Raw genomic sequence first — 23,513 nt, 5'->3', positions numbered from 1 at the left:
TGTCCACAGCCGTGACCATGCGGTCATATGAATGCCGGGAATGAGTGACCGAAGATGAACGTTCACCCTTTGCCGATCACCCCACGACCTCGAGGAGCGCGAAGACCGATGTCCGGCACTGTGACGATGTACAGCACCACCTGGTGCGGCTACTGCCGCCGGCTCAAGGGCCAGATGGACCGCGAGGGGATCGCGTACACCGAGATCAACATCGAGCACGACCCGGAGTCCGCGGCCTTCGTCGAGAAGGCGAACGGCGGCAATCAGACGGTGCCCACGGTTCTTTTCCCCGACGGTTCGACGCTGACGAACCCCTCCCTGGCCCAGGTGAAGTCCAAGGTCGGGGCCTGAGACAGCGGGCCCGGGCCCGGGGCGGTGGCCCTGGGCGCCGGGCCCGGTACGGCGGTCAGCCGCGCGGAAGCGGCTCGCCGTACCACAGCTCGATCAGCCGGGCCGCGATCGAGATCCCGGACGGGGGCAGCACCTCGCCGGACTCGATCGCTATGCGCAGTTCGTCCCGGGAGAACCAGCGCGCCTCGTGGATCTCCTCACCGTCCACCTGGATCCGGGAGGACGTGGCCCGGGCCATGAAGCCCAGCATCAGGCTGGACGGGAACGGCCAGGGCTGACTGGCGACGTACTCGACCTCGCCGACCGCGACGCCCGCCTCCTCGGCGACCTCGCGGACCACCGCCTGCTCGATCGACTCCCCCGGCTCCACGAAGCCCGCGAGCGTCGAGAAGCGCCCCTCCGGCCAGTGCACCTGCCGGCCCAGCAGCGCCCGGTCCAGCTCGTCGGTCACCAGCATGATCACGGCCGGGTCGGTGCGCGGGTAGTGCTCGGCGCCGCAGGCCGGGCAGCGGCGGATGTGGCCCGCCGCCGCGATCACCGTGCGCTCGCCGCACCGGGAGCAGAAGCGGTGCAGCCGCTGCCAGTTCTCCAGCGCGACCGCGTGCACCAGCAGCCCCGCGTCGCGCTCGGACAGCAGGGAGCCAGCCTCGCGCAGCCCCGCGGGGCGCGCCGACTGGTCCATGCGGCCCGGCAGGGTGTCTTTCTGCAGCGCGAAGTAGCGCACCCCGTCCTCGTCCGTGCCCAGGAAGTAGCGGTGCGTCTCGGTGGGCGGGGCCTCGAAGGCCGGGGTCATGACCAGCTCGGTACGGCCGTCGGGGGTGTCGTCGACCAGGGCCTGGCCTCCGGAAACCACGAAGACCCGCGTCGTCGGGTGGCTCCACGCCGCCGCCAGCCACGCCTCGTCCAGTCGGTGGTGCGCCGCGCGGTCGATGCCGCTCGGGGCGCTGAGCGTGATCGGCCGGGTGGCGGCGCGCTCGGTCCAGGTGGTCACGGCTGCTTCCAACTCCCCCTGAGAAACGGGTGATTTACGTACATATGCGTGCTATACGGGTCCATTCTCCGCGAGATCGGCCCAGAGGTGGGCGGCCGTCTCGGCGCCCTTCACGAGCAGGTCCAGCTCGACCTTCTCGTTGGGTGCGTGCCATCCGTCGGACGGCACCGAGATGCCCAGGAAGAGCACCGGAGCGCCCAGGGCATCCCGCAGGTCGGCCGCGGGCCCCGATCCGCCCTCGCGGGTGAAGCGGATCTTCTGGTCGAACGCCCGCCCCATGGCCCGTACGAGGGACTGGAGGGCGGGGTGGTCCAAGGGGGTCAGACAGGGGCGGGTCGCGCCCCAGAAGGTGATCTCGTGCCGGATCCCGGCCGGGAGGGACGCCGCGACCCACTCCCGCACGGACTGCTGGACCCGTTCCGGGTCCTGACCGGCCACCAGCCGGAAGGACAGCTTGAGCTGGGCGGCGGACGGCACGATCGTCTTCCCGCCCGGCCCCTGGTAGCCCCCGGCGATGCCGTTGACCTCCGCGGTCGGGCGGGCCCAGATCCGCTCCAGGGTGGTGTACCCGGCCTCTCCGAGCAGACCGTGCGAATGCGCGGTGCGCAGCCAGCCCGCCTCGTCGAAGGGCAGCTCGGCGAACAGCTCGCGCTCGCGGTCGGTCACCTCCAGCACGCCGTCGTAGAAGCCCGGGACGGCCACCGTGCGGTCGTCGTGGTGCAGTGCGGCGGCCAGCCGGGCGGCCTCGGTGGCCGGGTTGGGCACCGCGCCGCCGAAGGAGCCGGAGTGGATGTCCTGGTCCGGCCCGGACAGGTCGATCTGGCATTCGGCGAGACCCCGCATGCCGGTGCACACGGTCGGGGTGTCCTCGGACCACATGCCGGTGTCGGAGACGATCACGGTGTCGCAGGCGAGCCGGTCGGCGTGCGTCCGCACCAGCTCGGGGAAGTGCGGGGAGCCCGACTCCTCCTCGCCCTCGATCAGCAGCTTGAGATTGACGGCGGGCGCGGTGCGGCCGGTCGCGGCCAGATGGGCGCGCACCCCCAGGGTGTGGAAGAGGACCTGCCCCTTGTCGTCGGCGGCGCCGCGCGCGTACAGCCTGCCGTCCTTCACGACCGGGTCGAACGGGTCGGTGTGCCAGCCGTCCTCGCGGGCGGCGGGCTGGACGTCGTGATGCCCGTAGACGAGCACGGTGGGGGCGTCCGGGTCGCCGGATGGCCAGGCGGCGAACACCGCCGGGGCGCCGGGCGTCTCCCAGATCTCGACCTCCGGGAAGCCGGTCGCGGTGAGGTGCGACGCGAGCCACCCGGCGCTGCGACGGACGTCACCGGCGCGCGCGGGGTCGGCGGATACGGAGGGTATGCGCAGCCACGCGCCCAGGTCGTCGAGGAAGGCGGCGCGGTGGTCGTCGACGAAGGCGCGGACGGCGTTGTCCGTGTCCGGGGTGGTGCTCATGGATGTGAGCCTATCCGGCGCGCGGGAGGACGAGACCCTGGGTCTCCGGGCCGCTCATCCGTGGTCGCCCTCGGTCACGGTTCGACGTCGGTGAACGCGTTACGGTCATCGTCGACCGTGCCGTCCGTCTCGTCCGGATCCCTCTCGTCCGGCTCCGTCTCGCCGGTCAGGATGCGCTCCAGCTCCGCCCGGCCGGGCAGCTCCGCGGGGCGCACGATCTCCCCGCTCCGTACATAGAGGAACGCCGCCGAGACCGCCGACAGCGGCAGATCGTGCCGTTCGGCCCAGGCCAGCCGGTAGATGGCCAGCTGGAGCGGGTCGGCGTCCTGGGACCGGCCGGTCTTCCAGTCGATGATCTCGAAGCCGTCACCGCCCCCGGCCGAGGGCTCCCGGTATACGGCGTCGATCCGGCCGCGCACGGTACGGCCCGCCAGGGTCAGCTGGAACGGCACCTCGACGCGGTGCGGGGTGCGCCGGGCGTACGGCGTGCGCGCGAACGCCTCCTTGAGCGCCGTCAGCTCCCGCTCGTCCGCGATCTCCGGCTCGTCGTCCTCGCCGCCCGGCAGCTCGTCCGGGCCGAGGAACGGCAGCGGCAGCGCCTCGAAGCGCGACTCGACCCAGGCGTGGAAACGGGTGCCGCGGCGCGCGGCGGGCTGCGGCGGGCGCGGCATGGGACGGGCCAGCTCCCGCGCGAAGCCGTCCGGGTCGGCGGCGAGCCGCATCAGCTGGGATGCGGTCAGGGTCCGCGGTACGGGAACCTCGTGCACGGTCGCGCGGGCGCGCCGCAGCTCCCCGGCGAGCGCGTCGAGATCGCGGTCCCAGGAGTCGGCGAGCCGCACCTCCTCGGGCGCAAGGTCGCCATCCGGCGCGGTAGACGGGTCACGGGGGTACGCCTGCTCGTCACCGTACGAGGCGTCGTACGGGTCCGCGTCGCCGGAGTACGGATCCTCGTCGTACGGGTCCGGAGCGTCGGGCGGTACGTCGTACGGGAACGCCTCCTCGTCCTCGTACGGGTACAGGTCGTCCGGGGGCTCCGGCCACACCGGGTCGTCGACCGGGACCGGACCGTCCGGAAACGGCCCGTGCGCGCCCGGGCCATACGGAAACGGGCCGTCCGGGACCGGCCCGTGCGGGTCCGTAGCGGACGGGGCCGCACCCCGCTGCCCGGCCGCCGCCTCCAAGCGGGCCAGATGGGCCAGGACCGCGTCCGCGGCCCGGCGGCGGCGGGACAGGGCGGCCGGGTCGAGCGGGAGCGGCCAGGCGCGGTCGGCGGCCGCCTCGCGCAGGGCCGGGTTCTCGGCGTCCTCCTCCGGCTCGTCCGCCCACGCCTCGACCTCGCCGTAACCGGCCTCGCAGTGCGCGCGCAGCGCCTCCAGGAAGGAGGACGGGCCGCGGTGGCGCTTCTGGGACGGGCCCCACCAGTGCCCGGAGCCGAGCAGCCGCGAGCGGGGCCGGGTGAAGGTGACGTAGCCGAGGCGGAGTTCCTCCGTCCGCTGGTGCTCCTTCATGGCGTCCTTGAAGGCGGCGATCCCCTTGGCGTCCCAGGCCGCGACATCCGGGAGGGTGGAGGCATCGCCGCGCAGGGCGTGCGGCAGGACCTTGGCGTTCGCCGTCCACGCCTCGCGGCTCTGCTCGCTCGGGAACTGCTTGGCGACCAGTCCGGGCACCGCCACCACGTCCCACTCCAGCCCCTTGGACTTGTGCGCGGTGAGCACCTTGACCGTGTTCTCCCCGCCGGGGAGGGCGTTGTCGAGCCCCTTCTCGTACTGTGCGGCGGTCCGCAGGAAGCCCAGGAACGACTGCAGGGTGGCCTCGCCGTCCACCGCGGGCCCGGCCTGGGCGGCGAAGGACGCGGCGACGTCGAGGAAGTTACCCAGCGTCTCGCGACGGCGGGCGGCCAGGGCGTGCGGCGAGGCGGACAGCTCGACCTCCAGACCGGTGGTGGCCAGCACCCGGTGCAGGACGTCCATGAGCGGGTCGGCCAGCGAGCGCCGCAGCTCGCGCAGTTCGGCGGCGAGACGGGCGAAGCGCACCCGGGCCTCGGCCGAGAACGGCAGTCCGTCGTCCCGGCCGCCGCCGGAGTCGAGGAAGGTGTCGAGGGCGTCGGCGAGCGAGATGACCTCGGACGGGTCGACGCCCTCGACGGCCTCGGCGAGCCGCCGGTCCGGGTCGTCCTCCGGGTCGCCGTGGCCGCCGTACGAGACGAGCGCGCGGGCGCGGCGGCCGAGCAGCGCCAGGTCGCGGGGGCCGATGCGCCAGCGCGGGCCGGTGAGCAGCCGGACCAGCGCGGCGTTGGCCCCCGGGTCCTGCAGCACCTCGCAGACCGCCACCAGGTCGGCGATCTCGGGCAGGTGCAGCAGCCCCGACAGGCCCACGACCTCCACCGGGACGTCGCGCTCCACCAGCGCGCCCTGGATCTCGGCGAAGTCACCGGCCGTCCGGCACAGGACCGCGATCTCGCCGGGCGGGGTGCCGGTGCGCACCAGATGGGCGATCGAGTCGGCGAGCCAGGCCAGCTCCTCGGCGTGGGTGGGCAGCAGCGCGCAGCGCACCAGGCCGTCCCGCTCGGCGCCGGGCGCGGGGCGCAGCGCCTCCACGCCCTGGTGCATCGCGCGCAGCGGGGCGGCGAGCCCGTTGGCGAGGTCCAGCAGCCGGCCGCCGCTGCGCCGGTTCTCGCTGAGCGCGTGGCGGCGGGCCGGGCTGCCGTCCCGGTGCGGGAAGTGCGCGGGGAAGTCGTCGAGGTTGGCCACCGAGGCGCCGCGCCAGCCGTAGATGGCCTGGCACGGGTCGCCGACGGCGGTGACGGGGTGTCCGGTGCCGCCGCCGAACAGCCCGGACAGCAGCAGCCGCTGGGCGACGGAGGTGTCCTGGTACTCGTCCAGCAGGACGACCGCGTACTGCTCGCGCAGGATCCGGCCGACCTCCGGGCCGGTGCGGGCCAGGGTGGCGGAGAGCGCGATCTGGTCGCCGAAGTCGAGCAGGTCCCGGCGGCTCTTCTCGGCGCGGTACTCCTCGACCAGCCCGAGGAGTTCGCGGCGTGCGCGGGCGGCCTCGGGCACCTTGCGCAGCGCGTCGTTGGTCAGCTTCACCCCGTCGAGGGTGTCCAGCAGCCCGGTGTCGTGACGGCGCAGCTCCTCGGCGGGGACCAGGTGCTCGGCGAGCTCGGCGTCGAGCGCGAGGAGATCCGTCACCAGGTCGGCGAAGGGGCGGGTGAGCGCCGGGTACGGGCCAGGGGCGGTGCGCAGCACGCGCGCGGCGAGCTGGAAGCGGGTGGCGTCGGCGAGCAGCCGGGCGCTGGGCTCCAGACCGATGCGCAGCCCGTGCTCCTTGAGGAGCTGTCCGGCGAAGGCGTGGTACGTGGAGATGCTGGGCTCGCCCGCGGCCTCCTCGGCGGCGCCCGGATCCGGATCGGGGTCCACGACGCCCGCCTTGACGAGCGCCTTCCGCACCCGCTCGGCCAGTTCGCCTGCCGCCTTGTTGGTGAACGTCAGGCCCAGCACCTGGTCGGGTGCGACCTGGCCGGTACCCACCAGCCAGACGACGCGCGCGGCCATCACCGTGGTCTTGCCGGAGCCCGCTCCGGCGACGATCACCTGCGGGGCGGGCGGCGCGGTGATACACGCCGTCTGCTCGGGGGTGAACGGAATCCCGAGCAGCTCCTTGAGCTGTTCGGGATCGGTGATGCGGGCTGACACTCCAGTGAGGCTATCGGTCGCCACCGACACGCCACGGACAAGGGGGACAACTCCCCCTCTCCGTAGCCGACAAGATATGGCGACAGAAGGGACATGCCCCCACAAGCACCCTCATCCCCGTCACTCCACCACGTGGCGGCCCTCCGCGCGGGCGCTGCACGAGGCGCGGAACGCGCAGCGCTCGCAGTGTGCCCCGGTGCTCGGCGCGAAGCGCTCGTCGAGGACGCGCCCGGCCGCGGTGGCGAGCAGTTCGCCGACCCACTCCCCGTCGGGGCCGACGGGCGGGTCCTGCGCCTGAACCTTGGGGACGGTCTCGCCGCCGTCCTTCTTGGGGGCGCCCTGCCGCAGCTGGACGAGTTCGGCTCCGCCGGGTTCGGGGCGGCCGTCCTCGAAGAGGCCGTCGACGGCGCCCTCGCGCACCGCGAGCTGATAGACCGCCAGCTGGGGGTGGTTCGCGACCTCGCCGCGGGTCACGGACTGCTTGCCGGTCTTGAAGTCCACGACGTACGCACGCCCCTCGGCGTCCGCCTCGACGCGGTCCATGCTGCCGCGGATGCGCACCTGGTAGGCGTCGGCTTCGAGGGTGACGTCGAAGCCGTGCTCGGAGGCGACCGCCGTGCGGCCGCCGCGCTCCATCACATGCCAGCGCAGGAAGCGCTCCAGCGCCGCCCGGGCGTGCTCCTTCTCCTGCCGCGACTTCCACGGGGCGTCGAAGGCGAGCGCGTCCCATACGGAGTCCAGGCGCTCCATGAGGACGGCGAGATCGGCCGGGGTGCGGCCGGAGGCCACCTCGTCGGCCAGGACGTGGACGACGTTGCCGAAGCCCTGGGCGGCGGTCGACGGGGCGTCCGCCTTGACCTCGCGCCCCAGGAACCACTGCAGCGAGCAGGTGTTGACGAGCTGGTCGAGCGCGCTGCCGGACAGCGCCACGGGCCGGTCGCGGTCGCGCAGCGGCACCTCGCTGTGGGTGGGCTCGTACAGGCCCCACCAGCCCGCGGGGTGGGCGGCGGGGACGAGCGCCCTGCCGTCCTCGTCGCGCAGCGCCGCGAGCCGCGCCAGCCGCTGCGCGGCGGCCTCCCGCAGGGCGTCCGAGGCGTCCGGGTCGACGGTGGTGGCGCGCAGTTCGGCGACGAGGGCCGCGACCGACAGGGGGCGGCGCGGCCGCTGGGTGACGTCGGTGGGGGTGACGCCCAGTTCGGTCAGGAACCGCGAGGGCTGGTCGCCGTCGTCGGCGGCGGCCTTGACGGCGGTGACCACCAGCCGGTCCCTGGCGCGCGTCGCCGCCACGTAGAACAGCCGCCGCTCCTCGGCCAGCAGCGCGCCCGGCGTCAGCGGCTCGGCGAGCCCGTCCCGGCCGATCCGGTCGGCCTCCAGCAGCGAGCCGCGGCGCCGCAGATCCGGCCACAGCCCGTCCTGCACGCCCGCGACCACCACCAGGCGCCATTCCAGCCCCTTGGAGCGGTGCGCGGTCATCAGCCGCACGGCCTCGGGGCGGGCGATGCGCCGGGAGAGGGTGTCGGCGGCGATGTCCTGGGCGTCGAGCTGGTCGAGGAAGTTGAGCGCGCCGCGGCCGCCGGTGCGCTCCTCCGCGCGCGCGGCGGTCTCGAACAGCGCGCACACCGCGTCCAGGTCGCGGTCGGCGTTGCGCCCGGCGGCCCCGCCGCGCTGGACGGCGCCCTCCAGCCGCCCGGGCCAGGGAGTGCCGTCCCACAGCTCCCACAGCGCCTGTTCGGCGGTGCCGCCACCGGCCAGCGCCTCCAGCGCCTTGCGCAGCAGCAGGCCGAGCCGCTGGGCGCCGCGCGCGTACGCCGGGTCGTGGACAGCGAGCCGCTCGGGCGCGGCCAGCGCCTCGGCGAGCAGGACGTCGGAGGGGCGCGGTACGGCGTGGCCCGCGGCCCGCTCCTCCTCGCGCAGGGCGCGGCCGAGCCGCCGCAGATCGGCGGCGTCCATGCCGCCCAGCGGCGAGGTGAGCAGGGTGAGGGCCGTCTCGACGCCGAGGGCGGCGGACAGTCCGCCGGAGTCGGGCAGCGCGGCCGTGGCGGCGGCCCGCAGCGCCGTCAGCAGGGGGGCCACGGCGGGCTCGTGGCGCAGCGGGATGTCGTCGCCGTCCACCTCTATGGGGACCCCGGCGGAGGTGAGCGCCCGGCGCAGGCCCGGGAGCGAGCGCCCCCCGGCGCGCACCAGGACGGCCATCTCGCTCCAGGGCACCCCGTCCTCCAGATGGGCGCGGCGCAGGATGTCGGCGACGTTGTCGAGCTCGGCGCCCGCGGTGGGGTACGTGAACACCTCGACGCGGCCGCCGTCGCGGGCCGCCGTCAGCTCCCGGTGGGCGCGCACGGCGTGCGCCGGGAGGCGGGTGAGCGGCATCCGGCCGGTGATGAGCCGGGTCGCGGCGAGCAGCCGGGCTCCCGAACGGCGCGAGGTGGTGAGGACCTTCACGGGCGCCGGTGTGCCGTCCGCGCGCGGGAAGGCGTCCCGGAAGCCGAGGATGCCGTTCACATCGGCGCCCCGGAAGGCATAGATGGACTGGTCGGGGTCGCCGAAGGCCATCAGCGCTCTGCCGCCGCCCGCCAGCGCGCGCAGCAGCCGGGTCTGGGCCACATCCGTGTCCTGGTACTCGTCCACGAAGACGGCGTCGTAGCGCGCGGCCAGCTCCGCCGCGGCATCCGGCCGCTCGGCGAGCAGCACCGCGCGGTGCACCAGCTCCGCGTAGTCCAGCACCCCCTGGGCGTCCAGGACGTCCAGATACTCGGCGAGGAAGGCCGCCGCCGCGCCCCAGTCCGGGCGCCCGGTGCGCGCCGCGAACTCCCCCAGCGACCGCGGGCCGAGCCCCAGCTCCCGGCTGCGCGCGAGCACCGCGCGCACCTCGTCGGCGAAGCCGCGGGTGGTCAGGCAGGCGCGCAGATCGTCGGGCCAGCGGGCCGAGGCGCGCCCCGCGCGCTCCAGTTCGGCCTGTCCGGCGAGCAGTTCCCGTACGACCACGTCCTGTTCCGGGCCGGACAGCAGCCGCAGCGGATCGGCGAACAGGTCGACGTCCTGATGGGCGCGGACCAGCGCGTAGCAGAAGGAGTGGAAGGTGGTGGCGCGCGGCCCGGTCGCGCCGCCCAGCCGCGCCGTCATCCGGTCGCGCAGCTCGACGGCCGCCTTGCGGCTGAAGGTGAGCACCAGCAGCCGCTCCGGGTCCGCGCCGTCCCGCACCCGCCGGGCGACGGCATCCACGAGCGTCGTGGTCTTCCCCGTGCCCGGTCCGGCGAGCACCAGCAGCGGACCGCCCTCGTGCTCGGCCACGGAGCGCTGCCGTGCGTCCAGGCCGGGAAAGGCCACCGGCTCCGGCCGACTGCGGACCAGGCGGTACGTGCCCGCGGACGGCAGCCGGACGTACGGCTGCCGTTCCCGCCGCTGTCGCGGCAGGGACGAGGAGGAGGTACTCACATGGATCGCCGGTCCTGGTGGGTGGGCTGGGGTGCGGGACAGCCTCTCATGTGCCTCGGCGCGTCACCCGAATGGCTGTGGACAACCGCAAAATGGACAACCGCTGGACGCCCGGGGACGCCCCTGGACGCCCGGGGACGACTGCTAGGTGCCCTCGGTGCCGTCCCAGCGGGCCCGGCGCATGTCGATCTTCGGCAGATGCCCCTCCGCGGAGCGCGGCGCCTCGCGCAGCGGAGTGCCCTCCTCGCGGTAGTGGTCCAGCGCACGCAGCTCCTGGCCGGGCAGCAGCGCGCCGTCCGCGCGCACCACGCGCCACCACGGCACGGCGCCCCCGTAGAGCGCCATCACCCGCCCCACCTGGCGCGGGCCGGACTCCTCCAGCCACTCGGCGACGTCCCCGTAGGTCATCACCCGGCCCGGCGGGATCAGCTCGGCTACGTCCAGCACCCGCTCCGCGTACGCGGGCAGCTCGTCGTCGGCCCGCGGCTTCTCGCTCTCCCCGCTCATCCCGCCCATCCTGCCGCACCCCGCCGACAGCGCCCCGCCGACACCTTCGCGCGGTACCGTCGAAGGCTCTGCGGACGGCAGCGGGGATTCGATCACACATTGTGCGGGAATTCACTACAGGGCGTACGATCCGAGGCTCACATCCCCGAAATGCACCCTGATGCCCTCCTCCGCAGCCCGGGCATGCCACCATCTTCCGGGCGGTGACTGGTGATACGAGATCAAGAAGAGACGGCGAAGCAGCAGGGTGCGCAGCCTCCGGAAGAGGAGGCCCGCACCCCTGAGGCGCTGCCGCGCTCCGACGGCACCGACGGCCCGCACGGCCCCCACGACCACGGCGGCGCGGAGGGCTGCGAAGAGCCCGAGGACCCCGAAGGCGCCGACGGCCCGCAGGGCCACAACGACCGGGTCTCGGGCGACGAACCGCTGCTGCCCGCCCGGGTCCACCGCCCCTCCGACCTGATGCGGCTGCTGCTCGGCGCACTGGGCATCGGCATCGTCCTGGCCGTCGCGGCCTTCGCGCACGGCACCACCGCGGGACTGGAGAAGGACATCGGCCACGGCGCCAACCAGGCGCCCCCGCTGATGATCGACTTCGCGGGGCTGACGGCCAGCATCGCCGTGCTCGTCCTGCCGGTGGCGTTCGCGATCGAGCGGCTGGTCAAACGGGACGGGCTGCGGATCGCGGACGGCGTCCTGGCCGCCGTCCTCGCCCATGGCATCTCCCTCGCCACCGATCTGTGGGTCGCCAGGGCCGCGCCCGACTCGATCCGCGAGGCCCTCACCCAGCCCGCGCCCGGCGGCGCCCTGAGCGATCCCGTGCACGGCTATCTCGCCCCCGTCATCGCCTATATGACGGCCGTCGGCATGGCGCGCCGCCCCCGCTGGCGGGTGGCCATGTGGGGCGTACTGCTGCTCGACGCCTTCGCGGTGCTCGTGGGCGGCTACACCACCCCGTTCTCGATCATCATCACGGTGCTCATCGGCTGGACCGTCGCCTACGGCACGCTCTACGCCGTCGGCTCCCCCAACGTCCGGCCCACCGGCCAGAACCTGCTCGCCGGGCTCCGCCGGGTCGGCTTCAACCCGGTCAGCGCGATGCGCGCCGAGGAGGCCGTCGACGAGCACGGCAACCACAGCGACCGGGGCCGCCGCTATCTGGTCACCCTGGAGGACGGGCCACCACTGGACGTCACCGTGGTCGACCGGGAACAGCAGGCCCAGGGCTTCTTCTACAGCGTCTGGCAGCGGCTGACGCTGCGCACGATCACCCCGCCGCGCAGCCTCCAGTCGCTGCGCCAGGCGCTGGAGCAGGAGGCGCTGCTCGCGTACGCGGCGATCGCGGCGGGCGCCAACGCGCCCAAGCTGATCGCCACCTCCGAGCTCGGCCCGGACGCCGTGATGCTGGTCTACGAGCACATCGGCGGCCGACCGCTGCACGCCCTGCCGGACGAGGCGGTCACCGACGAGCTGCTGGCCGGGGCCTGGCACCAGGTGCAGGCGCTGCAGTCGCGGCGCATCGCCCACCGGCGGCTGGACAGCGACGCCCTGCTGGTCGACCGCTCCGGCGCGGTCATCCTGACGGATCTGCGCGGCGGCGAGATCGCGGCGGGCGACGTGGTGCTGCGGATGGACATCGCGCAGCTGCTGACCACCCTGGGGCTGCGGGTGGGCGCCGAGCGCTCCGTGGCCGCCGCGGTCGACGTCATCGGCCCGGACGCGGTCGCCGACAGCCTCCCCCTGCTGCAGCCCCTCGCCCTGGGCCGGGCCACCCGGGCGACGCTGCGCCACCTCGCCCGGGAGCGCGCCCAGCGGCAGCGGGAAGCGGTGCTGGAGGCGTCCCGCGCCGCCAAGGAGGCCAAGGCGCGGGAGGCCGAGGAGGCCCAGGAGGGGGCCGCGGGGGACGCCGACGGCGCACGCAAGGCCGAACCGGCCCTCAGCGACCGCAAGACCGCCAAGGCCGAGAAGCAGGCCGAGAAGCAGGCGCTCGACGAGGCACTGGAGGAGGCCCGCGAGGAGGATCTGCTCGCCCAGATCCGCCGCCAGGTGCTGCTGGTGCGGCCGCAGGCGCCGATCGAGCCGGTGCGGCTGGAGCGCATCAAGCCGCGCACCCTGATCAGCTTCTGCGCGGGCGCCTTCGCCGCGTACTTCCTGCTGTCCCAGTTCACCCACCTCAAGCTGGGCGCCCTGGTCGGCGAGGCCAACTGGATCTGGGTGGTGTTCGCGCTCCTCTTCTCCGCGCTCACCTATGTGGCCGCGGCCCTGAGCCTGCTCGGCTTCGTCCCCGAGAAGGTGCCCTTCGGGCGTACGGTGCTGGCGCAGGTCGCCGCCTCGTTCGTGAAGCTGGTGGCCCCCGCGGCGGTCGGCGGCGTCGCCCTCAACGCCCGCTTCCTGCAGCGCGCGGGGGTGCGGTCGGGGCTCGCGGTGGCCAGCGTCGGCGCCTCGCAGCTGTTCGGCCTGGCCAGCCACATCGTGCTGCTGGCCGTCTTCGGCTACATCACCGGCACCGAGCGCACCCCGACCCTCTCGCCGTCCCGGACCGTGATCGCCGGGCTGCTGACGGGCGCCGTGCTGACCCTCGTGGTCACCGCGGTACCCGCGCTGCGCAAGTTCGTCTCCACCCGCGTGCGGTCGCTGTTCGCGGGGGTCGTGCCGCGCATGCTGGACGTGCTCCAGCGGCCCCGGAAGCTGCTCGCCGGAATCGGCGGCATGCTGCTGCTGACCGCGGCCAACGTGATGTGCCTCGACGCGTCCATCCGCGCGTTCGGCGGCGACCTGAGCTACGCGAGCATCGCGGTCGTCTTCCTCGCGGGCAACGCCCTGGGATCGGCCGCGCCCACCCCGGGCGGCGTCGGCGCCGTCGAGGCCGCCCTCATCGCCGGACTCACCTTCGCCGGGCTGCCGTACGAGATGGCCGCGCCCGCGGTGCTGCTGTTCCGGCTGATGGTCTTCTGGCTGCCGGTGCTGCCCGGCTGGCTGGCGTTCACCCACCTCACCCGCCGAGAGTCGCTGTAGCGCCCCCTGCCGTACGGCCCTCACCCGTACGCCCGCGCTGTGCGCGCGCGACCCCGGCGAGGCCCGCAGGATGGCGGTACGCCGCCACCCCGGGAGAGCCGCCGTGTCCCGACCCCTGCGCACCGGTGCGCTGTCCGCCGCCGCCCTGCTGCTCGCCGCCACCGCCGGATGCGGCGGCGACCCCGGCCGGCCGGACACCACCGCGGGCCAGAAGCTCCACTGGGCCGCCTGTCCCACCCCCTCCGACAGCGAGGACGGGGCGGCCACCAAGGCCCCGGGCCGGGAGTGGGAGTGCGCGACCCTGCACGTGCCGCTCGACTACGCGAAACCGCACGGCGACACGATCGGCATCGCGATGATCCGCGCCAAGGCCACCGACCGGCGCCACCGGATCGGCTCCCTGGTCTTCAACTTCGGCGGCCCCGGCGGCTCCGGCGTCGCCACGCTCCCCGCTCTCGCGGGCACCTACAAGCAGCTGCGCACCCGCTACGACCTGGTCAGCTTCGATCCGCGCGGGGTCGGCCGCAGCAAGGGGGTGCACTGTCTCGGCAACCGGCAGCTCGACGCCTACTACGCGGCCGACGCCTCCCCGGACGACTCCGCCGAGGTGAAATCCCTGCTGCGCCGGGTCAAGGGCTATGCCTCGGGGTGCGAGAAGCGGTCCGGCACGGTGCTCCCGTACGTCGGCACCACCAACGCCGCGCGCGACATGGAGCTGATGCGCCGCGTCCTCGGCGACCGCAAGCTGTACTACTTCGGCGTCTCCTACGGCACCGAACTGGGCGGCGTCTACGCCCATCTGTACCCGAAGAAGGTGGGCCGGGCGCTCTTCGACGGGGTCGTGGACCCCAGCCAGAACCCCGAACAGGGCGCCCTCGGCCAGGCGAAGGGATTCCAGCTGGCGCTGGGCGACTACCTGAAGCACTGCCGCCGCACGGCCGCGGCCGGCTGTCCGACCCAGGCGCAGATCCAGACCCTGCTGATCCGTCTCGACCAGCATCCGGTGGCGGGCATCGGCAACCGGAAGCTCACCGAGTCCCTCGCCGACGGGGGCATCGCGCAGTCCCTGTACTCACGGGACTTCTGGCCGTACCTCACCCAGGGCATCGCCGGGGCCCGGCAGGGCGACGGCAGGCTCCTGATGGCCCTCGGGGACTCCATGAACGGGCGTGGCGAGAACGGCGACTACAGCACGCTGCAAGCCTCGCTCAACGCCGTCACCTGCGCCGACTTCAAGCAGCGCTACACACTGGCCGACATCCGGCAGAAGCTGCCCGCCTTCCGCAAGGCGTCCCCGGTGTTCGGCGACTTCATGGCCTGGAGCCTCACCCAGTGCACCGACTGGCCCGTCCGCGGCGCCTGGACGACACCCGACGTCAGCGCCCGCGGCGCCGCTCCCATCCTGATCGTCGGCAACACCGGCGACCCGGCCACACCGTACGCGGGGGCGCGGAAGATGGCCGACGAACTCGGGCCCGGGGTCGGCGTCCAACTCACCTACAAGGGCGAGGGACACGGGGCGTACGACAGCGGCAGCAGCTGTGTGCGCAAGACCGTGAACGCCTATCTGCTGAACGGCCGGGTGCCGGAAAACGGCAAGGTCTGCACCTAGTCCGGCCGCCGCGGCTGTGACGGTATGGAGAACAAGCGCGCATCCTCCCGCTCATATCATCCTCATAGGATCACCGACCATGTCGAGTTCCCTCCGCACCATACGGACCAGGGCGCTGGTCTCCGCGACCGCCGTGGCCACCCTCATCGCCGTCGCGGGCTGCTCCAGCGGCGGAAAGGACCAGGGAAAGGCGTCGGCCACCCCGTCGTCCGGCCGCTCGTCCGCCGCCCCGGCCGCGCCCCCGGGCTCCTCCGGCCTGCCCCGCTCGCTCACGGGCCAGAAGCCGCGCTGGAAGGGGTGCGAGGCGCCGACCCAGCGGCAGGGCACCGGCAAGGCGCCGGGCGGCGACTGGGAGTGTGCCGACCTCAAGGTGCCGCTGGACTGGGCGAAGCCGGACGGGGAGACGATCGACCTCGCCATGATCCGCGCCAAGGCCACCGACCGGGACCGGCGGATCGGCTCCCTGGTGTTCAACTTCGGCGGCCCCGGCGGCTCCGGCGTTTCCTCCCTGCCCGGTTTCAGCGGGGATTACGAGAAACTGCGCTCGCGCTATGACCTGGTGAGCTTCGATCCGCGCGGCGTCGGCGAAAGCGAGGGTGTGACCTGCCGGAGCGACAAGGAGATCGACGCCGCGGAGGCAGTGGACGGCACCCCGGACGACGCCGCCGAAATCAAGGCGGCGACCGCGGACGCGAAGAAATACATGGCCGGTTGCGAGAAGCGTTCCGGGAAGGTCCTCCCCCATGTGGACACCGTCGGCGCCGCCCGCGACATGGACCTCATGCGGCAGGTGCTGGGCGACCGGAAGCTCTCGTATTTCGGCATCTCCTACGGCACCGAACTCGGCGGCGTCTACGCCCACCTGTACCCGAAGCATGTGGCGCGCGCGGTCCTCGACGCCGTGGTCGATCCGTCCGCGGACACCGAACGGGGCTCCCTCGCCCAGGCCAGGGGGTTCCAGCTCGCATTGGACAACTACCTCCGGGACTGCGCGAAGAAGGGAAGCTCCTGCCCCGTCGGCGACGACCCGAAGGCGGGCGACGAGAAGATCGTCAAGCTGCTGAGGAAACTCGACAAGAAGCCGCTCGACACCGACAGCGGCCGCAAGCTCACCGAAGGCGGGGCACTCGGCGGTATCGCCGCCGCGCTCTACTCCAAGGACAGCTGGAAATACCTGACGCTGGGCCTCCAGGAAGCGCAGCTGCTCGGCAAGGGAAATCTGCTGCTCGCGATGGCGGATTCGATGTCCGGCCGCGACGACAAGGGCCGCTACAGCAATATCAACGCGGCCAATACGGCGATCAATTGCGCCGACGAGAAGAAGCGCTACACGGTGAGCGACGTGAAGGAGCGGCTGCCGCGGTTCCGTAAGACGTCGAAGGTCTTCGGCGACTACCTGGCCTGGTCCCTGCTCGCCTGCACCGGCTGGCCGGTCGCCGGTAAGACGGACACCCCTGAGGTGAGCGCCGAGGGCGCGGCACCGATCCTCGTCGTCGGCAACACCGGCGATCCGGCCACGCCCTACGAGGGCGCCCGGACGATGGCCCGCGAACTGGGCCGGGGCGTCGGCATCGAGGTCACGTACCGGGGGCAGGGCCATGGCGCGTACAACAGCGGCAACGCCTGCATGACGAAGACCGTGAACGGCTATCTGCTCGACGGGGAGGTACCGGCGAGCGGCAAGACCTGCGGATGAACGACGAGGGGCCCGGACCGCTCGAACGGCGGACCGGGCCCCACGCGTATCCGTTTAGTAGATCGGCTTGTCGGGCTCGATCTGGTTGACCCAGCCGATCACGCCGCCGCCCACGTGGACGGCGTCCGAGAAGCCCGCGGACTTCAGGACGGCAAGGACTTCCGCGGAGCGGACACCCGTCTTGCAATGCAAGACGATCTTCTTGTCCTGCGGCAGGTCCTGGAGGGCGCCGCCCATCAGGAACTCGTTCTTCGGGATCAGCCGCGCGCCCGGGATCGAGACGATCTCGTACTCGTTCTGCTCGCGGACATCGATGATGTCGATGGCCTCGCCCTCGTCGATCCACTCCTTGAGCTGCTTGGGAGTGATCGTCGAACCGGCCGCCGCCTCCTGGGCCTCGTCCGAGACGACACCGCAGAATGCCTCGTAGTCGATCAGTTCCTTGACCGTGGCGTTCGGGCCGCAGACCGCGCAGTCCGGGTCCTTGCGGACCTTGACCTGCCGGTAGGTCATCTCCAGGGCGTCGTAGATCATCAGGCGGCCGACCAGCGGGTCACCGGCCCCGGTGAGCACCTTGATGGCCTCGGTGACCTGGATGGAGCCGATGGACGCGCACAGCACGCCCAGGACGCCGCCCTCGGCGCAGGAGGGGACCATGCCGGGGGGCGGGGGCTCCGGGTACAGGCAGCGGTAGCACGGGCCGTGCTCGGACCAGAACACGGACGCCTGGCCGTCGAACCGGTAGATCGAGCCCCAGACGTACGGCTTGTTCAGCAGCACGCACGCGTCGTTGACCAGGTAACGCGTGGCGAAGTTGTCGGTGCCGTCGATGATCAGGTCGTAGTCGGCGAAGATCTCCATCACGTTGTCGGCCTCGAGGCGGCCCTCGTGCAGCACGACGTTCGTGTAGGGGTTGATGCCGAGAACGGTGTCGCGCGCGGACTCCGCCTTGGAGCGGCCGATGTCGGCCTGGCTGTGGATGATCTGGCGCTGCAGGTTGGACTCGTCGACCTCGTCGAACTCGACGATGCCGAGCGTGCCCACACCGGCGGCGGCGAGGTACATCAGGGCGGGCGAGCCGAGACCGCCCGCGCCCACACAGAGCACCTTGGCGTTCTTCAGCCGCTTCTGGCCCTCCATACCGACATCCGGGATGATCAGGTGGCGTGAGTACCTGCGGACCTCGTCGACGGTGAGCTCGGCAGCCGGCTCGACCAGGGGTGGCAGCGACACAAGGACTCCGTAGTGAGTAGGAGCGGGCGGATCACCCCCGCGTGAGCGGGGAGGTTGTCTTCTCGTAACACTGCCACGCCCCATCTCATTCCATGACACACGGTCCGATGCGCGAGACGATTTCGTCCCAGTGTCCGGGCAGCGTCTCCCACAGGGAGGAGGAGCCCGCGCGCTGGCCCGGGCGGGTCGTGCGGTCCGTGAAGAAGACCGTGCCCGCCCCCTGCCAGCGGGCGATCCGCAGCGCCTCGTCCAGATGCGGCCGGGGCACCCCGTGCACCAGATGGCAGAACCGTTCGGGCGGATAGCCCGCCGTCCACTCCGCGACCTGGGACCAGCGGTAGTCGGCCCACCGGCCGCGGAACGTCACCAGCTGGTCGGCGATCTCCGCGTACTCCTGGTACGGGTGGGTGTCCTGGCCCAGCACCGTGTACGCCCCGCCGCGCAGCGCGCGCAGCGTGGTGACGACCCTGTGGACCTCCGCCAGGCCCGCGCGCTCCGACGGGCAGCGGTCCAGATAGAAGCCGTCGGGCCGGTACCAGTCCAGGTAGCGGGTGGCGTCCGAGACCAGCTCGCCGAAGGGGCGGGTGCCGAACCTCACGTCCAGCCGCCCCAGCACCCGTACGCCCGCGGTCCGCAGCCGGGCCACGGCGGCGGCGCAGTACGCGTCCGGGCAGGAGCCGGGGCCGCGCGCGACGTCCAGTACCGCCCAGTGCACCGGGGTGCCGCGGCGGGTCAGCTCACCCCATTCGGCCGGTGCGACCAGGGGGTGCGCCCAGCCCGGCACCCCCAGGCCCAGCCCCGCGGCGGGCGGCGGCGCGGGGCTGAACCGCGGCCCCGGGGAGATCAGATGCGACACGCCGCCTCCATCCAGATGTCGGCCAGCGACTCCTCCAGCGGGATCCGGGAGCGCCAGCCGAGCCGGTCGCGCGCGGTGCGCACATCGGCCTGCTGCCAGCTGCCGCAGCCGTCCGGGTAGGGGTACGCGGCGCCGCCGCCGTGCTCCGCCGGTCCGGGAGCGTGGCCGGGGCCATGGCCGGGGGCGTGCGGGCTGGGCGCCGGAGCGTGACCGGGGGCGTGCGCCGGGGACGGGATGTGGACGGCCGGGTGCAGCGGATTGCGCCCGGGCGGGACGTCGACCTCGTGCAGCGTGCCGCCGAACCCCGCCACCCGGGCCAGCACGGAGGCCGCCTCGCGCAGCCGGACGGCCCGCCCGGTGCCGATGTTGACGACGCCCTGCGCGGCCGACAGCGAGGCCGCGTGCACCGCCCGCGCCACGTCCCGTACGTCCACGAAGTCCCGCTGCACCCCGAGCCCGCTCAGCTTCAGCTCGCTGTCCCCGGACTGCATCGCGCGCCGCATCGCCTCGGCCAGCCTGCCGAGCGGGGAACCGGCCGGGGTGCCGGGCCCGACCGGCGAGAAGACCCGCAGCACCACCGCGTCCAGACCGGACCCGAGCACCAGCTCGGTCGCGGCCAGCTTGCTCACGCCGTACGGCCCCCCCGGGCGCGGCACGGCGTCCTCGGCGGTGGACGAACCGGGCTGCGAGGGCCCGTACTCGGAGGAGCAGCCGATCTGCACCAGCCGGGCGCCGCAGCCGCTGCGGCGCAGCGACTCGCAGACGGTCGCGACGGCCACGGTGTTGTGCCGGGTCAGCTCGCGGGCGCCGCCACGGGTCGCGCCCGCGCAGTTGATGACCACGCCGGGGTGGACCGCGTTCAGGAAGCGGGTGAGCGCGCCGGGGCTGCCGTTGGACAGGTCGAACCGCACGTCGGCGTCGTCGCCGCGGCCCAGCGCGGTGAGCTGGACGGCGGGGTCGGCCAGCAGATGTTCGGCGACGTAGCGGCCCAGGTAGCCGCCGGAGCCGAGCAGCAGGACTCTCATCGTCGCGCCTCCCCGGGGATGGCGTGTGGGGCGGTCGTCTCGTCGCTCATGGAGGTGCTCCTCGTAGGGATGGGAGGGGGTGACGTGGGGGGCGTGGTGGGGGCGGTGTGGGCCGAGGCGCGGGACAGGGCGGCGCACGCGTACACCAGCAGCGCGAGCGCGGCGGCCCCGCAGGCCACGGCGGGGACTGCGGCCGTGCCGTGGGCGGCGGCCAGCCGCCGCACCGGCTCGCCGAGCGCCGCGCTGCCCGGCAGCCGGGCGGCCCCGGCGGCGCCCGGCACGGCCGCCTCGGCCGCGCAGGCCACGGCGGTGCCGAGCGCCGCGGCGGCGCGGTGGCCGTGGACGGTGAGCAGCCGGGCGAGGAACAGCAGCCCGGCCAGCGCGGCGACGCCCGCCTCGGCGGCGGGGTCCGCGGCGGCGCCGGGCACCGTGAGCCGGGCCGTGAGCACCAGCGGCGGCAGGGTCAGCAGGAAGGCCAGGGCGGTGGCCGCGCACAGCGGGCGGACTCCCGCCGCGAACTCGTCAAGACCGCTGCTGGCGGCCAGCCTGCGGCGCGCCCGTACGGCGAACCAGCGGGCGCACCACGCGGCGGGGGCAACGGCGAGGCAGAGGACGACGGCGGCCTCGCACGCCGCCACCGGGTCGTACGGGTGCGTACGGCCGGTGAGCCCGGCCAGCAGCCAGTCGCCGCAGGCGGCGTAGGCGAGCAGCCAGCCGGTGCGCAGCGCTCCCGGCACGCCCGCGAACCGGCCCTTCCGGCCGCGCCGTCCGCAGGTGGCGAGCGGGCCGCGGCGCAGGCACAGCCACAGCGCGGCTCCCGTCAGCGCGGCACCGGCCGCGCCGACGGCGAGGGCCCCGGTCCGGTACGCCCCGACGACGGTCGCCACCGCCAGCGCACCGGGCAGCAGCCGGAGCAGCCCGAGCGCCGCCCGCACGGCCCAGGGCCGGGCCGGGCCGGTCTCCTCAGGGTGGGCGTCGTCCCCGCCGTCGCCGTCGCGCGGCACCCGGGCGTACAGCTCCTCGGCGAGCGAGAAGACGTCGCGGTGCCGGAAGCGGGCGGCGGTGCGGTCGGTGACCCCGTGGGCCTCAAGACCGGCGGCGATCTCCAGCGGATCGACGGCCCGGGCGCACAGCTCGCGGTGGCGGTGCATCAGCGCCCGCACCGGATCCACCGATCCGCGCCGCGCCTTCGCCCCCCGCTCATGGGCCGACGCCGGGGCACTGAGCTGCTCACGGGGGGCCCCGGACACACCCGGCCGGTGGACGGCCCCGGACACGCTTGGCCGGTCGTCGGTCCCGGATCCACCCGGCTGGTGGGCGGGCTCGGACGCGCCCGGCCTGTGAACAGGGCCGGACGTGGTTGGCGGATCGACGGCCCCGGACGCACCCGGCCGGTGAGCGGGACCGGACGCACCCGGCCGGTGGTCAGGCCCGGACGGGCCCGGCCGGTGGGCAGGCCCGGACGGGCCCGGCCGGTGGGCAGGACTGTACGCGCCGGGTCGCCGGTCGGAACCGGGCACATTCGGCCGGTGATCGGGACCGGACGCGCTCGGCCAGTGGTCGGGACCGGACGGGCCGGGTCGACGATCGGGACCGGACACGCTTGGCCGGTGATCACGACCGGACACGCCCGGCCGATCGTCGGCCCCGGACGCACCCGGCCGGTGGACGGGCCCGGACGTGCCCGGCGGATCGACGGGCCCGGACGCACCCGGCCGGTGGGTGGGGCCGGTCATGCGCCCTCCTCGGACAGGGCAGCCAGGCGCTGCCGCGGCGCTGGTCCGGCCGCTGCCCAGCCGGGGGTGTGCGCGCCCCGTCGGCCCGCGGTCCAGTGGCCCGGGATGTGGGCTTCCGCCGGGCGGGCGAACGGCAGCGGCGCACCGCCCGCGCCGACCTCCTCGCGGCGCACCGGGCAGTGCGACATCAGCTCCAGATAGATGCCCCGGAAGGCGACCACGTTCTGCTCGGCGGTGAAGAGCTCCAGCGCGCGGGCGCGCGCGGCGGCGCCCAGGCGGGCCCGGCGCTCGGCGTCGCGCAACAGCGCGAGGCACGCGTCGGCCAGCGCCCGGGGGTTGCGCGGCGGCACCACCAGGCCGGTGCCGCCGATGGCCTCGCATACGGCGCCCGCGTCCGTCGAGACCGTGGCCCGGCCGCAGAACATCGCCTCGACCAGCCCCACCGGAAAGCCCTCGACCACACTGGACAGCACGACGACCGCGCCCGCCGCGTAGGCGTCCGCCAGGGTGGGCACCTCAGGGTCGCCGACGTACTCGAAGGAGACCGGGTTGTCCCCGGGCGTATGGGCGTTCGCGGCCTCGTCGGGGAAGAGGTGGGCGGCCAGGCCGCGGCAGTGGGCCTCGTACTCGTCGGCGGGGTCGTCGCCGGGCCGGGTCTCGATGACGCGCAGCCGCGCGTCCGGCTGCCACCGGCGCACCTCGGCGAAGGCGTGCAGCAGCGCGACGACGTCCTTGGCGGGTTCGAGCCGCCCCACCCACACCAGCGTCCGGTCGTCCCCGCCGCCCGCCGCCGCGCCGCCCTCGCCGACCTCCGCGAAGCGGGCGGCGTCCATACCGGGGTAGACGGTGCGCAGCCGCTCCGGGGAGGCACCGCACCGCTCCTGCCAGCGGCGGGCGTGCGTATTGCCGGGGGTGATCAGCGCGGCCTGGGCGTACGCCTCGGCGGCCAGCCTCCCCTGGAAGGCGGCCAGCAGGGCGCGGACCGGCCCGGAGCGCCCGGCCGGGCGGCGCAGATAGTGCTCGCGCAGCCGTACGCCGTACTCGGTGACCAGCAGCGGCGTACCGAACCGGCGCTTGGCCAGCAGCCCGGGGAGGGCGGCCGCGCCGCCGGACGTGGCGTGGCACAGGTCCACGCCGGACAGCCCCGGGTCGCGGCCCCCGCCGCCGTACCAGTCGAGCGACAGCGGCCGCAGCGCCCGCTCCAGGGCCTCGGTCACGGCCAGCAGATCGGCGACCCGCGCCCGGTGGGCGGCGCGCGGTGCGCCGGGGGTGTGGCAGGCGCGCTCCAGGGAGCGGACGGCGTCCTCGGAGCGGAGCGCGGCGGACAGCCCGCCCGTGTCGCGGGCGAGGTCGGCGAGGCCGTGGAGACCGCTGGCGAAACGGTCCGCCTGGGCACCGTCCGGGCCGCCCGGCACGCAGACCGCCACCGCCAGATCCCCGTAGTGCTCGGCGAACCGCCGCCGCTGCCGCCGCCCGTAGGACCGCCGCCGCCCGGTCGGCTCGCCCCACAGCGGCGCGGTGCGCACCCGCCGCACCTGCCCGGGCAGCTCCGCCCAGCCCGCGGCCTCCTGGTGGGCGTCGCGGCTCAGCGCGTAGACCTCGAAGTCGTGCTGGTCCAGCCCGCGCACCAGCCGGTCGCACCACACCCGCGCCTCACCGGTCGCATACGGGTACCCACCCTCCGTAAGCAGTCCCACGCGCATGAGCGCACCCCCGATCTCCCATGTGGGCAAGCCGTCATGCCGCGGTTCGGCACGTCGGGCAGCGGGAGCACGTTATGCGCGCATGGCCGTGGGGGGGGGGGGGGGGGGGGGGGGGGGGGGGGGGGGGGGGGGGGGGGGGGGGGGGGGGGGGGGGGGGGGGGGGGGCGTTCTTCCCCCCCCCCCCCCCCCCCCACCGGAAGGGGTGA

The 23,513-nt window shown here is 74.3% G+C and carries 14 protein-coding genes; 4 read left to right on the top strand and 10 right to left on the bottom strand.

The window, feature by feature from the left end:
- Positions 1-108: 108 nt before the first annotated feature.
- Positions 109-351, top strand: coding sequence for a mycoredoxin (locus tag ACZ59A_RS11440; RefSeq protein WP_470956634.1), 243 nt, complete (start codon positions 109-111; stop codon positions 349-351).
- Between the two features lie 55 nt (positions 352-406).
- Here the strand turns inward: ACZ59A_RS11440 and nudC are convergent, their stop codons facing one another.
- The 5 genes from nudC to ACZ59A_RS11415 form a co-directional block, all read right to left on the bottom strand.
- Entirely contained in the window at positions 407-1,342 is a 936-nt protein-coding gene (gene nudC / locus ACZ59A_RS11435) for an NAD(+) diphosphatase (RefSeq protein ID WP_470956631.1), read from the bottom strand.
- A 51-nt stretch (positions 1,343-1,393) separates the two neighbouring features.
- Positions 1,394-2,797 (bottom strand): dipeptidase, encoded by a 1,404-nt coding sequence (locus ACZ59A_RS11430; protein ID WP_470956628.1) that lies wholly within the window; start codon positions 2,795-2,797, stop codon positions 1,394-1,396.
- A gap of 74 nt (positions 2,798-2,871) precedes the next feature.
- Entirely contained in the window at positions 2,872-6,492 is a 3,621-nt protein-coding gene (locus ACZ59A_RS11425; protein ID WP_470956625.1) for an ATP-dependent helicase, read from the bottom strand.
- Positions 6,493-6,612: 120 nt separating this feature from the next.
- A complete protein-coding gene (locus ACZ59A_RS11420; RefSeq protein WP_470956622.1) occupies positions 6,613-9,924 on the bottom strand; it encodes an ATP-dependent helicase in 3,312 nt (1,103 codons plus the stop codon).
- 144 nt (positions 9,925-10,068) lie between these two features.
- The gene (locus tag ACZ59A_RS11415; protein WP_470956619.1) at positions 10,069-10,431 is read right to left on the bottom strand and encodes an MGMT family protein; all 363 of its coding nucleotides are present in this window, start codon (positions 10,429-10,431) and stop codon (positions 10,069-10,071) included.
- A gap of 210 nt (positions 10,432-10,641) precedes the next feature.
- Here ACZ59A_RS11415 and ACZ59A_RS11410 point away from each other — a divergent pair, with 210 nt between their 5' ends.
- From ACZ59A_RS11410 to ACZ59A_RS11400, 3 genes are all read left to right on the top strand, one after another.
- Positions 10,642-13,446 (top strand): lysylphosphatidylglycerol synthase transmembrane domain-containing protein, encoded by a 2,805-nt coding sequence (locus tag ACZ59A_RS11410; RefSeq protein WP_470956616.1) that lies wholly within the window; start codon positions 10,642-10,644, stop codon positions 13,444-13,446.
- Positions 13,447-13,516: 70 nt separating this feature from the next.
- The gene (locus tag ACZ59A_RS11405; RefSeq protein WP_470956613.1) at positions 13,517-15,058 is read left to right on the top strand and encodes an alpha/beta hydrolase; all 1,542 of its coding nucleotides are present in this window, start codon (positions 13,517-13,519) and stop codon (positions 15,056-15,058) included.
- Positions 15,059-15,137: 79 nt separating this feature from the next.
- Positions 15,138-16,754 (top strand): alpha/beta hydrolase, encoded by a 1,617-nt coding sequence (locus ACZ59A_RS11400; RefSeq protein WP_470956610.1) that lies wholly within the window; start codon positions 15,138-15,140, stop codon positions 16,752-16,754.
- A gap of 54 nt (positions 16,755-16,808) precedes the next feature.
- Here the strand turns inward: ACZ59A_RS11400 and moeZ are convergent, their stop codons facing one another.
- The 5 genes from moeZ to ACZ59A_RS11375 form a co-directional block, all read right to left on the bottom strand.
- The gene (moeZ, locus tag ACZ59A_RS11395) at positions 16,809-17,987 is read right to left on the bottom strand and encodes an adenylyltransferase/sulfurtransferase MoeZ (protein WP_468051574.1); all 1,179 of its coding nucleotides are present in this window, start codon (positions 17,985-17,987) and stop codon (positions 16,809-16,811) included.
- Between the two features lie 85 nt (positions 17,988-18,072).
- Entirely contained in the window at positions 18,073-18,834 is a 762-nt protein-coding gene (locus ACZ59A_RS11390; RefSeq protein ID WP_470957889.1) for a spherulation-specific family 4 protein, read from the bottom strand.
- Positions 18,831-19,868, bottom strand: a complete 1,038-nt coding sequence (locus tag ACZ59A_RS11385; protein WP_470956607.1) for an NAD-dependent epimerase/dehydratase family protein — start codon at positions 19,866-19,868, stop codon at positions 18,831-18,833. Before ACZ59A_RS11385 ends, ACZ59A_RS11390 begins: the two co-directional genes overlap by 4 nt.
- On the bottom strand, positions 19,865-21,040 hold the full coding sequence (locus ACZ59A_RS11380) for a hypothetical protein (RefSeq protein WP_470956605.1): 1,176 nt from the start codon (positions 21,038-21,040) through the stop codon (positions 19,865-19,867). Before ACZ59A_RS11380 ends, ACZ59A_RS11385 begins: the two co-directional genes overlap by 4 nt.
- A 560-nt stretch (positions 21,041-21,600) precedes the next feature.
- Positions 21,601-23,307 carry a DUF3492 domain-containing protein gene (locus ACZ59A_RS11375; RefSeq protein ID WP_470956603.1) on the bottom strand — a complete coding sequence of 569 codons (1,707 nt, stop codon included), beginning with the start codon at positions 23,305-23,307 and terminating at the stop codon, positions 21,601-21,603.
- Positions 23,308-23,513 lie beyond the last annotated feature (206 nt).

This window comes from Streptomyces sp. NPDC040405 (assembly GCF_055595765.1).
The sequence above is the reverse complement of the archived record's forward strand: the minus strand, read 5'-3'. Positions and strand labels throughout refer to the sequence as shown.